The 12,387-nt window shown below is 67.4% G+C and carries 10 protein-coding genes; 8 read left to right on the top strand and 2 right to left on the bottom strand.

What is annotated here, in order from left to right; translation table 11 throughout:
* The first annotated feature begins 204 nt into the window (after nt 1-204).
* From ACNFOC_RS03780 to ACNFOC_RS03755, 6 genes are all read left to right on the top strand, one after another.
* Nucleotides 205-1,611 carry an NAD-dependent succinate-semialdehyde dehydrogenase gene (locus ACNFOC_RS03780; RefSeq protein WP_416956536.1) on the top strand — a complete coding sequence of 469 codons (1,407 nt, stop codon included), beginning with the start codon at nt 205-207 and terminating at the stop codon, nt 1,609-1,611.
* Complete coding sequence (gene pcaC, locus ACNFOC_RS03775) at nt 1,608-1,991, top strand: 4-carboxymuconolactone decarboxylase (protein WP_010356369.1); 384 nt, start codon at nt 1,608-1,610, stop codon at nt 1,989-1,991. Before ACNFOC_RS03780 ends, pcaC begins: the two co-directional genes overlap by 4 nt.
* Nucleotides 1,988-2,896 carry an NAD(P)-dependent oxidoreductase gene (locus ACNFOC_RS03770; protein ID WP_416956534.1) on the top strand — a complete coding sequence of 303 codons (909 nt, stop codon included), beginning with the start codon at nt 1,988-1,990 and terminating at the stop codon, nt 2,894-2,896. The genes pcaC and ACNFOC_RS03770 overlap by 4 nt, the downstream gene beginning before the upstream one ends.
* The gene (locus tag ACNFOC_RS03765; protein WP_416956532.1) at nt 2,889-3,263 is read left to right on the top strand and encodes a hypothetical protein; all 375 of its coding nucleotides are present in this window, start codon (nt 2,889-2,891) and stop codon (nt 3,261-3,263) included. The genes ACNFOC_RS03770 and ACNFOC_RS03765 overlap by 8 nt, the downstream gene beginning before the upstream one ends.
* Before the next feature lie 3 nt (nt 3,264-3,266).
* Nucleotides 3,267-4,181 (top strand): alpha/beta fold hydrolase, encoded by a 915-nt coding sequence (locus tag ACNFOC_RS03760; RefSeq protein WP_416956530.1) that lies wholly within the window; start codon nt 3,267-3,269, stop codon nt 4,179-4,181.
* Between the two features lie 158 nt (nt 4,182-4,339).
* Nucleotides 4,340-5,710: an MFS transporter gene (locus ACNFOC_RS03755; RefSeq protein ID WP_360807192.1), complete on the top strand. Its 1,371-nt coding sequence runs from the start codon at nt 4,340-4,342 to the stop codon at nt 5,708-5,710.
* 172 nt (nt 5,711-5,882) lie between these two features.
* Here ACNFOC_RS03755 and ACNFOC_RS03750 read toward each other — a convergent pair whose 3' ends face one another.
* Both ACNFOC_RS03750 and ACNFOC_RS03745 read right to left on the bottom strand, forming a co-directional pair.
* Nucleotides 5,883-8,255 (bottom strand): SpoIIE family protein phosphatase, encoded by a 2,373-nt coding sequence (locus ACNFOC_RS03750; RefSeq protein WP_416956597.1) that lies wholly within the window; start codon nt 8,253-8,255, stop codon nt 5,883-5,885.
* 242 nt (nt 8,256-8,497) lie between these two features.
* Nucleotides 8,498-9,163, bottom strand: a complete 666-nt coding sequence (locus tag ACNFOC_RS03745) for a TetR/AcrR family transcriptional regulator (protein WP_416956528.1) — start codon at nt 9,161-9,163, stop codon at nt 8,498-8,500.
* Between the two features lie 183 nt (nt 9,164-9,346).
* Here ACNFOC_RS03745 and ACNFOC_RS03740 point away from each other — a divergent pair, with 183 nt between their 5' ends.
* Entirely contained in the window at nt 9,347-10,555 is a 1,209-nt protein-coding gene (locus ACNFOC_RS03740) for an oxygenase MpaB family protein (RefSeq protein WP_416956526.1), read from the top strand.
* Between the two features lie 146 nt (nt 10,556-10,701).
* On the top strand, nt 10,702-12,213 hold the full coding sequence (locus tag ACNFOC_RS03735) for an MFS transporter (RefSeq protein ID WP_416956524.1): 1,512 nt from the start codon (nt 10,702-10,704) through the stop codon (nt 12,211-12,213).
* The last annotated feature ends 174 nt before the right edge of the window (nt 12,214-12,387 follow it).

Here is a 12,387-nt window from a genome sequence, read left to right as displayed (position 1 = left end):
GAGAAGCGTGGGGCTCACCAGCCGCCCCGGACGGAATCGGTCCCGCGCCGTGAAAGCGGCGCTCACCTTTGACAGGCCGGCATGAGGACGCACACCGCCCCTCCGCCGCCGGCCCCGTCGGATGCCCGCTCACTCACTGCACTGCGCGGAGTTGTCCTCCAACTTTGTGCTCTTTTCCCCACCCGGCTCCGAGAGGACCAGATTGTGACTCTGCAAGCACCCGCGGCCGCGAGGTCGGTCAACCCCGCCACGGGAGAGGTGATCGACACCTACCCGTTCGTCGGTGATGACGAACTGGATGCCGTCCTTCGCCGTGCCCGGCAAGGCTTCGCACAGTGGAGCCAGAGCAGTCCCGAGGTCCGGTGCGCCGCTCTGGCCCGCATGGCCCGGCTGCTGCTGCGGGATGTGGAGGAACTGGGCGCGCTGATCACCGCCGAAATGGGCAAGCCCATCACGCAGTCCCGTGCCGAAGTGGAGAAAGCGGCCTGGGTGGCGTCCTGGTACGCCGACAACGGCGCGAAGATGATCGCCGACGCTCCCACCTCGATCGGGCCCGCGGCCCATGTGGCCTACCGTCCACTGGGACCCGTGCTGGCTGTGGAGCCGTGGAACTTTCCTGTCTGGCAGGTGATGCGCGGGGCGATCCCGATCCTGCTGGGCGGCAATGCCTACGTTCTCAAGCCCGCCCCGAACGTGGTCGGCTGCGCTCTGGCCGTCGAACGGTTGTGGCGGGAGGCCGGAGTTCCGGAGGGGACGTTCAGCGTCCTCAATGCCGACAACGACGTGGTCTCCCAGGCCATCGCTCATCCGGCCGTTGTGGGTGTGACGGTCACGGGCAGTGTCCGTGCGGGCTCGGCCATCGCCTCCCAGGCCGGGCGGGCCATCAAGCGCAGTGTGCTGGAACTGGGGGGCTCGGACGCCTTCATCGTTCTCGGCGACGCGGACCTGGACGCGGCCGTTGAGGCGGCGATCCACGGCCGGTTCCAGAACAGTGGGCAGATCTGCATCGCGGCCAAGCGCATCATCCTCGACCAGGGCATCGCGGACGCGTTCACCGAGCGGTTCGTGGCCGAGGTGCGCAAGCTGACGATAGGCGACCCCACCCAGGAATCGACCTACATCGGGCCCATCGCCCGCGACGACATCCGCCAGGAGATTCACCGCCAGGTCGAGCGCACCGTCGCCGAGGGCGCCCGGCTTCTGACGGGAGGGAGTCCGATCGAAGGACCGGGCAGCTTCTTCCAGCCGACCGTGCTTGCCGATGTCACACCGGCCATGACGTCCTTCCGCGAGGAGATCTTCGGCCCTGTCGCCTCTCTGGTGGTGGCCGAGGACCTCGAGGACGCCCTCGCGATGGCCAACGACTCCCAGTTCGGCCTGAGCGCCAGCCTGTGGACCGGCGATGCGGACCTCGCTTCCCGCGTGGCCCAGCGTCTGGAGGTGGGCGGGGTGTTCATCAACGGCATAGCGGTCTCCGACCCCCGGATCCCCATCGGTGGAGTGAAGAACAGCGGCTACGGCCGCGAACTGTCCCACTTCGGGATCCACGAGTTCACCAACATCCAAGCCGTGTGGAACTGCACACCAGGTTTCGAAGGAGCAACACGTTGAACAAGGAACTGTTCGAGAAGGGCCTGGCCACCCGCCGTGAGGTACTCGGCGACGCCTACGTCCAACGCAGCCTCGACGGTGCCGATGACTTCTCGATGCCGATACAGGAAGTGGTCACCCAGTACTGCTGGGGCGATGTGTGGGACCGCCCGGGTCTCGACCGATCTCAGCGCAGCCTCATCAACCTGGCCATGATCAGCGCCCTGAACCGCCCGCACGAGCTGAAAGTGCATGTGCGCGGGGCGGTCCGCAACGGGGTGACGAAGGAGCAGATCCAGGAGGTCTTCCTCCAGGTCGCGGTCTACTGCGGTGCCCCCGCCGCCCTCGAAAGCTTCCGGCTGGCACGGGAGGTCTTCGCCGAAATGGAGGCCGAGGCATGACGACCATCGGATTCATCGGCCTGGGCAACATGGGTTTCCCCATGGCTCAGCGCCTCGTCCAGGCCGGACACAGTCTGATCGTCCACGACCGGAGCACCGAAGTCGTGGAGAAGTTCCTGGCCGCCCACCCCACTGCCGCTGCGGCCGGGACCGTCGCCTGGCAACGCGCGGACGTCATCATCACGATGCTGCCGACCTCCGCCATCGTCCAGGCCGCTCTGCTCACCGACCAGGTCGTGGCCGCGGCCTCACTGAACACCCTGTTCATCGACATGTCCTCGGCCGAACCCAGCCGCTCTCAGCAGCTGGCGGTCACCCTGGAGGAGAAGGGCATGCGCTATGTCGATGCCCCGGTCTCCGGGGGAGTGCGAGGAGCGCTCAACGGCCGGCTGGCCATCATGGCCGGCGGAACCGCCGCCGACGTGCATGAGGCGAAGCCGCTGTTCGAGGTGATGGGCAAGTCCCTCATTCACGTCGGGGGACCCGGCTCCGGGCACGCGGCCAAGGCCCTGAACAATCTCGTCTCGGCCGCGTCGGTGGCCGTCACAGTCGAGGCACTTCACATCGGGCAACGGTTCGGAATCGAACCACAGACCCTGACCGACGTGCTGAACGCCTCCTCCGGGCGCAGCAACACCTCGGAGAACAAGGTGGCCCAGTTCATGCTCTCGGGCAGCTTCGGTTCCGGATTCCCCGTCGGACTGATGACCAAGGACGTGGACATAGCCATCGCCCTGTCCGAGGAACTGGGCGTCGACGCGGAGCTCAGTCACCACTGCGCCGATGTGTGGCACAAGGCCGTGGACAACGGCTTCGCCGCCGAGGACCACACGAGGATGTACGAGCTCCTCGACCGCCCTGACAACACCCTCCGCACCACACAGGAAGGACGCGCCCATGCGTGACTTCGCGGCTGTCCTGAAGCAGGCCAATGAGGACTTCGAGTTCTCCCGGGAGATGCGCTACTACACCGGCAAGCTCCATGTGACCATCGGTGACCAGGCGTGGCTGGGCGTCTATGAAGACGGCCGCCTCCTGTCGGTGGACCCGAGCGACATCGATCCCAAGGACGCGGCGATCGCCGTGTCCGGCACCCGCGAGCAGTGGGAGGAGATGACCGCCGAGCACCCGCGGCCGTTCTTCCAGTCGCTGCAGAGTTCGTCCATCAAGCATGGCGTGCAGCTGAGCAACACGGAGCAGCTCTACGCATATCTGCCGGCCCTGAACCGGCTGATGCAGATCTTCCGCCGGCTCAACGCACAGGGAGCGTGAACCATGGCCAGGCATGAACCGATCACCGGACGCTACGTCCACCTGACCGTGGAAGACGTCGAGTACCGCGTCTACTACGAGGAGGCCGGTCAGGGCATCCCTCTGATCGTGGGGCACACCGCCGGCTCGGACGGGCGTCAGTACCGGCACCTGCTCAATGATCCGGAGGTCACCGACCGCTACCGCGTCATCGCATTCGACCTGCCGTACCACGGCAAGTCCCTGCCGCCGCACGGAGTGTCGTGGTGGACGCAGGAGTACCAGATGACCAAGGCACGCATGATGGCGTTCCCCAACGCGCTGTCCGAGGCCCTGGAGCTGGACCGGCCGGTCTACATGGGCAGTTCCATGGGCGGGCATCTTGCCATCGACCTGGCTTCCAACTGTCCCGACAGCTACCGGGCGACCATCGCTGTGGAAGGGGCCTTGCGCTCAGCCGCAGAGTACGTCGACGTGGGTATGGCCGGGATCCGCCGGGAGTTCGACAACCCCAACGTGTCCCGCACCTCCACCGGGGCCGCGATGCTGCTGAACATCTCCCCGTACAGCCCCGAGGAGAACGTCCGGGAGCTCCAGTGGGAGTACCAGTGCGGCGGACCGGGCGTGTTCGCGGGCGACCTCTATTACTACTACTACGACCACAACGTCTCCCCCGAGGAGGCGCGGGCCATCGACACCGACAGATGCATGCTGTACCTGCTCACCGGTGAGTACGACCCGAACACCTCGCCGACCGACACCAAGGAACTGGCCGACCTTGTGCCCGGGTGCAAGTACTGGGAGATGCCCAGGCTCGGCCACTTCCCGGTGACCGAGAACTACGAGGAGTTCCGCAGGTACCTCCTGCCGATTCTGCTGGAGATCGAGGGTGGCTCCGAGGCGCCCGCACCCAGTCGGACCGACAGCCTGAGCCAGTAGGTCGCAGGCGGAGGCCGGCTGACCAACCGGCCTCCAGCCCCCTTTCCCTCACAAGCGCATGAGGCGCATCGCCCTCATGTCGCATACGCGTACACCCCCCGTTCGCGACTTTCAGTAATCGATCGACAGCGAACGGTAACTATCCTGGAGGTGGGTCGATGACGATCCAGAGCGAGAACACCTGGCGGCCTCGGCCCGTCACCAATCGACAGATCACATACGCCACTGTGCTGGCCTTCCTGGCCTGGGCGTTCGCTGTCTACGACTTCATTCTCTTCGGCACCCTGTTGCCGGAGATAGGCAAGGACAAGGGCCTGGACTCAGCCGAGCAGGCCACCCTCGTCACCTGGATGTCCATCGGCGCGGTGGCACTCGGCCTGTTGGCCGGGCCGGTCGTCGACAGGTTCGGCCGCAAGGCCGGCGTGGCCGTCACCACCGCCGGAGCCGGCGTAGCCTCGGTTCTCACGGCTCTGGCAGGTGTCGTGCCGGCCTGGGGGCTGGTCGCCATCCGCTCGCTCAGCGGTCTGGGTCTGTCGGAACAGGGTGTCAACGGCGCCTATCTCAGCGAACTCTACGGGGCCTCGGACGATCCGCGGATCAAGAAGCGTCAGGGCTTCATCTACTCGCTGGTGCAGGGCGGTTGGCCGATCGGAGCGATCCTGGCCGCCGCACTGACGGCAGTGATGCTGCCGATCACCGGCTGGGTCGGGTGTTTTCTCTTCGCCGCTGTCCCGTCACTGGTCGTCGCGCTCCTCGCACGCAAGCTGCGTGAGTCCCCGCAGTTCGAGACCGTGCAGAAGCTGCGGCAACTTCAGTCCCGCGGCGCACGCCGAGAAGCCGAACAGCTCGCGGCCGCCCTGGGCGTCGACGAGTCCGAGACCCGTAGCACCTTGGCCGACATCTTCCGCGGCAGGGGCCTGCGAACCACGCTCTCCCTGGGGCTCGGACACATCCTCAACTACTTCCCCGTGCAGGTCTTCAGCGTCCTGGGCACCACCGTACTCATCAACGTGCACCATGTGTCGTTCACGAACTCGCTGGTCATCCTGCTGCTGTCCAACGTCATCGCCTACTTGGGCTATCTCACTCACGGATTCCTCGGGGACCGGTTCGGCAGGCGCAACGTCATCGCCGCCGGCTGGATCACCGGAGGTCTCGTCTTCACCGCGATGATCTACGGGCCCAGCAACTTCTGGACCGTCGTCGCGCTCTACAGCATCGGGACCTTCTTCCTGATCGGTCCCTACTCGTGCGTCCTGTTCTTCGTCGGCGAAAGCTACGAGACGCGTATCCGAGGCCGCGGCGCCGCCTTCGTCGCGGCGGTGGGTCCGATCGGGGCGATCCTCTCCTCTGCCCTGGCAGCCACTCTGCTGAGCAACCACGGCACCTGGGCCACCGCTGCGTTTCTCTTCGGCGCGGTCCCCTGCACGCTGTCAGGCCTGGCGGTCCTGTTCTCGCGGAAGCGGCAGAGCGTCGCCGCGCCGGTACATGTCGGCCGCCACGCTCGGAAGACTGAGCCGGCCATCTGACGTCGCGCCCCTGCCCGCCCCCTGCCTCGCCCTTGCGTTCGAGGGCCGCCCTCTGGGGGGCGGGTTCCCGCTCCTCCAGCAGGCTCACGCGACGCGACCCCGGCGGGGCGTTCCTGCCTCGCCGGGGTGGGGTGCACCTCCGCCCGAGCCGCTGAGATCAGTCGTCAGAGGGTTACTGGCTGAGCGATAGTTCGGCCCAGATGGTCTTGCCCCTGTGTGTATGGCGTGTGCCCCAGCGTTGTGCCATCTGGGCGACCATGAGCAGGCCGCGTCCGCCCTCGTCGAAGGCGCGGGCGTGTCTGAGATGGGGAGCGGTGCTGCTCTCGTCGGTGACTTCGATGACGAGTGCGCTGTCACGGATGAGCCGAAGCCGGATGGGAGGGGCGCCGTAGCGGATGGCATTGGTGACCAGTTCGCTGACTACGAGCTCGGTGGTGAACTCGAGATCGCTCAGTCGCCAGGCGGTGAGTTGCCGGCGCGCGTCAGCACGCGTGGGAGCCACGGCCACCGGGTCGCTCGGCAGGTCCCAGGTGGCGACGTGGTCGCCGTCGAAGGCCCGGGTGCGGGCAAGGAGCAGGGCGACATCGTCGTCGGGGGCCTTGGGGACGAGTGCATCCATGATGGCGTCGCACTTGGATTCCAGCGAGCGGTGCGAAGCTCCCAGGGCCTCGCGCAGCGTATCCAGGCCGACGGAGATGTCATGGGCTCGGGATTCGATGAGGCCGTCGGTGTACAGGGCGAGGAGACTGCCGGCCGGCAGGTCGAATTCGGCGCACTCGAAGGGCAGGCTGCCCAAGCCGAGGGGCGGCCCGGCCGGTATCTCGGGAAAATCGACCGTATCGTCCGGGAGCACGATGGCAGGCAGGGGGTGTCCGGCACGGGCGATGCTGCAGTGCAGCGAGACGGGGTCGTACACGGCGTACATGCAGGTCGCACCGACGTCACCGTCGATTCCCTGGCCGCTCACGCCGTCGGAATCGACGGACAGGCGGATCACCAGATCGTCGAGGCGGGTGAGCAGCTCATCCGGGCTGAGGTCCACATCGGCGAGTGTGCGTACAGCGGCCCGCAGGCGTCCCATCGTGGCGGAGGCCTGGAGCCCGTGCCCGACGACGTCACCGACGACGAGGGCGACCCGCGCGCCGGAGAGAGGAATGACGTCGAACCAGTCGCCGCCCACGCCCAGGGGGGAGTCTGCGGGCAGGTAGCGGGAGGCGAATTCCACAGCGGGTTGTTCTCGAAGCCGCTGGGGCAGCAGGTTGTGCTGGAGTGTCAGGGCGGTGGCGTGCTCGCGGGTATAGCGGAGGGCATTGTCTATGGACACCGCCGCTCTTGCGGCGAGCTCTTCCACAAGGACCGCGTCGTCCCTGTCGAAGGGATGCTCAGGGTGGAGGCGACGTAGCAGGGAGAGGACACCCAGCGTCGTACCACGAGAACGCAGCGGTACCGCCAGCGTCGAATGGAACCCGAACTCGTGCACACGGGCCCTGCGAACGCTGTCGTTCGCGAGCCACCGTTCCCATGCGGGGTCTCCAGCTCTCGCCAGAATCGCTTCTCCCGTGGCCAGACAGCGTGTGTAGGGCGAGTCCGCCGTCTGAGCGGTGGACTCGCCGACGGCGACTACCGCCTCCGGAGAGCCCGCAGTGGCCGAGCATTGCGCGACACGGCGCAGCGCGAGCGGCGAGTGGTCGTGCCTCAGAGCGGGATCCGTCCCTTGGAGCACCGAATCGAGGAGATCGACGGTGACGAAGTCCGCTAGTTGTGGCGTGATCGTCTCGGCGAGTTCTTGAGCGGTCTGCGACACGTCCAGGCTGGTGCCGATACGGGTGGCCGCATCGTTCAGCAGAGACCACCGCCGACGGCCCCAGTATTGTTCGCTGCTCTCGTAGGTTGTGACGATCGCACCGCACAGGCGCCCCGAAGCATCCCTGACGGGCCCTATCTCATGCGCCCAGGGGCGCTCGTGAATCACGCCCGGCACGCTGTAGTAGCCCTCGTAGTGCACCGGTTCCCCGGTCTCGATCACTTGACGCAGATGTCGCTGGAATGCCGCGTAGACCGGCGCCGAGAAGACATCGGAGACCGGACGACCCCGCAGCTCTTCCTCCGTGGCGGCGAACCGGCGGGCGGCGGCAGCATTGACCCGTGCGAAACGTAGTTCCGTGTCGTAGATCACCTGGACGACCGGGCACTGGGTGAAAGCCTGGTCTGCGAGAGACTGGCCGCCTTCCGACCTCGTCGGCTCACCGGGCCGGGCCATCGTCAGAACCCAGCGAAGCTCCCCTCTCCCCGACGGCATCGGCTGCGCCCGAAGTACCAGCTCCAGGGCCTGTCCGTCGTTACGCAGAAACGCGAGCCGACCACTCCAACTCGCCTGACGCGCAAGCACTCGCTGCAAGGTCGCGGCGTCGTCCCGGGACAGCAGGTCCTGCACCGGGTGCCCTTCGATCTCGGTACGAGAGAGGCCGAGCGGCTCACGGGTCTCCGGACCCCAGCCGATCACCACGCCTTCGGCGTCCGTCAGCGCCACAGCCGCGTATGACATATCAGCGGCTGCACCCCAAGGAGCCGTGCCGAAATCCTCCATCGCAAAGCCAGTCTCCCACCGATGCGGGCATTCAGCAGCGGTGAGAATTTCGATGTCAGAGGGGCGTCCTGTTCCTAGTGATGTGGCCGGCCCGCGGGATAACACCTGGTCGCCGCATATCCCTGCACGGCGGTGCCGACCGGTCGCGGCCGGCACGGATACGAACGCCCCCTGAGCGGTTTCACGCCGCGGCGTCGGTCTCAGCGGCGACCATCCGCTCCCGTCGCGAGCATGCCGTTGACCACGAGCGTCGCCAGTGCGTCCGCCGTGGCGGTCAGCTGCTGCGGCGAGGACGGCACGGGTCGGCCCAGGCGGCGAGCCAGGGGCACGTCCACCATGCCCGAGACAGGCGGGATGACGGCGAAGAAGAGCACGTCCAACGGGATCGGCGCCATGCGCCCGGAGGCGACGAGCCGGTCGATACAGTCCGTGATGGTCTGCAGGACCGGACCGATGTAGTGCGCGTACAGGTAGTCCAGCCGCTCCGTGTCCCGGTTGAGCTCGTCGACGAACAGCCGTCCGACGAGGGGCGCGTCCGCCGCCGTTCGGTAGAAGGTGCTGATGATCTGCCGCAACTGCTCGGCATCGTCCAGCGAGGGGTCCACCTGCGGCATACCGGCCAGCTGTGCCCCGAGGGAGAATTCCACCACCGCCCGCCAGAACGCGGCCTTGGACCCGTACCGGTCGTTGATGAAGTTGTGGCTGACGCCCAAGCGGCGGGCCAACTCTCTCGCCGATGCGTGGTCGTACCCCAGTTCCGCGAAGGCTTCGAGCCCGCGCCGCAGGATGCTCTCCTCCCCCGGCACCGCGGGAGTGTCCGCGCCGGGGCGCCCCGGCCGACGAGCCGATTCGGCGCTTGCTCCCATTTCCTGCCTCCATGCCTGACTATTCGTGCCCGCGCAGCGCGCACCCTGTGCTGCCGCGCGGCGGCCTGATGGACCAGGAACAGCTTACTTGACACATGTCAGATTGAAGATAATCTGACATGTGTCAGGCGACCTTCCCCCATGATCGTCGGTCCGCCTCGCCCTCTCGGAAGTGAGAGCCACATGACTGAGAACCAAGCACCCCGCGAAGCCCCCGAGCGAGTGATCGACCTGGAAGCCGCGCGACAGCGGCACACCTCACAAACCCAACACCTCGTCGTCCTGCTCACCGCCGGGGATCTGCTCGCCGACGCCGCCATCGCCGAACTGGACCTCCACGGCACGCCGGCGCGACAGGCCCTCGACATGGGCCTCAAGGAAGGGTTGGCGAGCCTCGGCGAACGCTCCTTCACAGCCATCACCGCGCTGCTGAAGGACCTGGAGGCCACTCCGTCCTGGGTCACCCCTGCGACGCTCCACCGCGGCGATGTCGTGAGCCAGTCCGTGCCACCCATATGGTCCGGGCTCTGCTCGATCACCAGCGCGCTGGCCCACACCTACGCCTCCCCGACCGTCGCGCGGCTCCTGGCCGGGCGCGGCACACCCACTGCCACGGCTTCGCGCAACCTCGTGGAGACTGCGGTGTGGGCCCGTCAGATCGTCCAACCGGGCGGGCTGCTGCGCGGAGGGCAGGGGTACGTGGCCGCCGCCGAGCTTCGACTGCGCCATGCCCGTATGCGTGCCAAGTCTCTCGCGGACTGGGACGCGGGCGCCCCCGGCCTGCCGATCGGTCAGTTCGACATGGCCCGTACCTGGCTCGGCTTCACCCTGATCTCCTACCGAGCCCTGGCCGCCGTCGGCATCGAGATCAGCCCCGAGGAAGAGCGCCACCTCTACCGGTACTGGTCGTACGTGGCCCACCTGCTGGGACTCGACGAACGCCTCCACCAGGACGTCGCCGACCACGCCGGAGCCCGCCGGTTGCAGGACCTGCTGGACTCCGTGACACCGTCGCCGGACGAGAACTCACGCACCCTGACGATCGCGATGGTCGAGATTCAGGCTCACGCCATGGCCCGCGCGCCGGGAATGGCCCTCTCCAAGGAACAACTCAGCACGCTGATGCACACAGTGCTGCGGCAGACCTTCGGAGAACCGGCGTCAAATCGTATGGGCCTTCCTGCCTCGGCCACGCCGGATCTCATGCCGCTGATCGGCACTCTCGACCGGCAGGCCCGGGGCTGGCAGACCTTCTCCCCCGCCTCGCCGCGAGAAGTCCACCTCCGGGCACTCAAGGACTCCGGTCCGGGCGTGGTCCCACGTGTCCCGCGCCGTGGCACACGTCGTCGACAGAACTCAGGAGCGGGTCTCCCGAGGTTCCCGGCTGCCTGATTCTCCCGCCTCCAGTTCGCGCGGAGCACCGGCCGTCTCACCGGCTGCCCTGCACCGCCCCGAACCACATGACGAGCTCCGACGACGCAGCCGTCCCGCACCGCGCCACCACTATTTGCACTCCTCGATTCGTCTGGAGCCCCGCCATGCCCAAAACCACCACCGACGCCCGTGAGGGCGCGGCCAACGTGTCCCCACTCCCTGCGGCCGAGTCACCGCCCCACCATCGCTGGTGGATCCTCGCCATCATCGGTGTGGCTCAGCTCATGGTCGTCCTGGACGCCACCATCGTGAACATCGCCCTGCCCTCCGCACAGAAGGACCTGGGTTTCTCCGACGGTGACCGGCAGTGGGTCGTCACCGCGTACGCCCTCGCCTTCGGCAGTCTGCTACTACTCGGCGGACGCATAGCGGACCTGTTCGGCCGCAAGATGACCTTCCTCATCGGCCTGGTCGGCTTCGCCGGCATGTCCGCCCTGGGCGGTGCCGCCACCAGCTTCGAGATGCTCGTCGTCGCCCGTGCCGGGCAGGGCCTGTTCGGCGCCCTGCTCGCCCCCGCCGCCCTGTCACTGCTGACCACGACCTTCACCGACCCAAAGGAACGTGCCACGGCCTTCGGTGTCTTCGGCGCCATCGCCGGCGCCGGCGGCGCCATCGGCCTGCTCCTCGGCGGTCTGCTCACCGAGTACTTCGACTGGCGCTGGACCCTCTACGTCAACCTCGCCTTCGCGGCCGTCGCCTTCATCGGCGGCATGATGCTGCTGCGCCGCACCGCACGCAGCAAGACCACCTCCCTCGACGTCCCGGGAGCCGTTCTCGTCGGCGCCGGCCTCTTCAGTCTGGTCTACGGCTTCTCCAACGCCGAGTCCCACGACTGGAGCTCCCCGCAGACCTGGGGTTTCCTCATCGCCGGAGCCGTACTGCTCGCCGTGTTCACGTGGTGGCAGACCCGGTCCTCCCACCCCCTACTCCCTCTGCGCATCCTGCTCGACCGCAACCGCGGCGCCTCCTTCGTCGCCGTCATGATCAGCGGTGCCGGTATGTTCGGCGTCTTCCTCTTCCTCACCTACTACCTGCAGCAGAGCCTCGGTTACACGCCCGTCAAGACCGGCCTGGCCTTCCTGCCCATGGTCGCCGCGCTCATGGTTGCCTCCACCCTCGCCACCAGCGTGCTCGTCCCCCGCATCGGCCCCAAGCCGGTGGTCCCGCTCGGTATGGGCCTGGCCGCCGCCGGTATGGCCTGGCTCACCGCTCTCGGCCTCGACAGCAGCTACACCGCCGACGTCATGCCGCCGCTCATCGTCGCGGGCCTCGGCCTCGGCCTGGTGATCGCCCCGGCCATGAGCCTGGCCGTCGCCGGCGTGGACACCGAGGACTCCGGCGTCGCCTCCGCCACCGTCAACGCCATGCAGCAGGTCGGCGGTTCGATCGGCACGGCCCTGCTCAACACCCTCGCCACCAGCGCCGCCGCCGACTACATGATCGGCCGCGACCCCAAGGACCCGCTCGTCCAGGCACACGCCAGCCTTGAGGCCTACTCCACCGCGTACTGGTGGTCGGCCGCCTTCTTCGCCGCCGGCCTGATCGTCAGCATCGTCCTCTACCGGCGCGGAGTGCCTGAGCAGGACCCCGACGCAGCACCCGTCGTCCACATGTGAGAACCGGCAAGGGACGGCCCGCAAGGAACTCCTCGCGGGCCGTTCCGCATAGCTGGGAAACCGCCACCGAACCGCCTTTGACACCTGGAATGCCTGGATGAGCGGCATGGACGGCATGGACGGCAGACAGAAACGACGATACCTGTCGCGCGAATTCGACCCGAATTCGATCCC

Source organism: Streptomyces colwelliae (assembly GCF_048158785.1).
Taxonomy (GTDB): domain Bacteria; phylum Actinomycetota; class Actinomycetes; order Streptomycetales; family Streptomycetaceae; genus Streptomyces.
The sequence above is the reverse complement of the archived record's forward strand: the minus strand, read 5'-3'. Positions and strand labels throughout refer to the sequence as shown.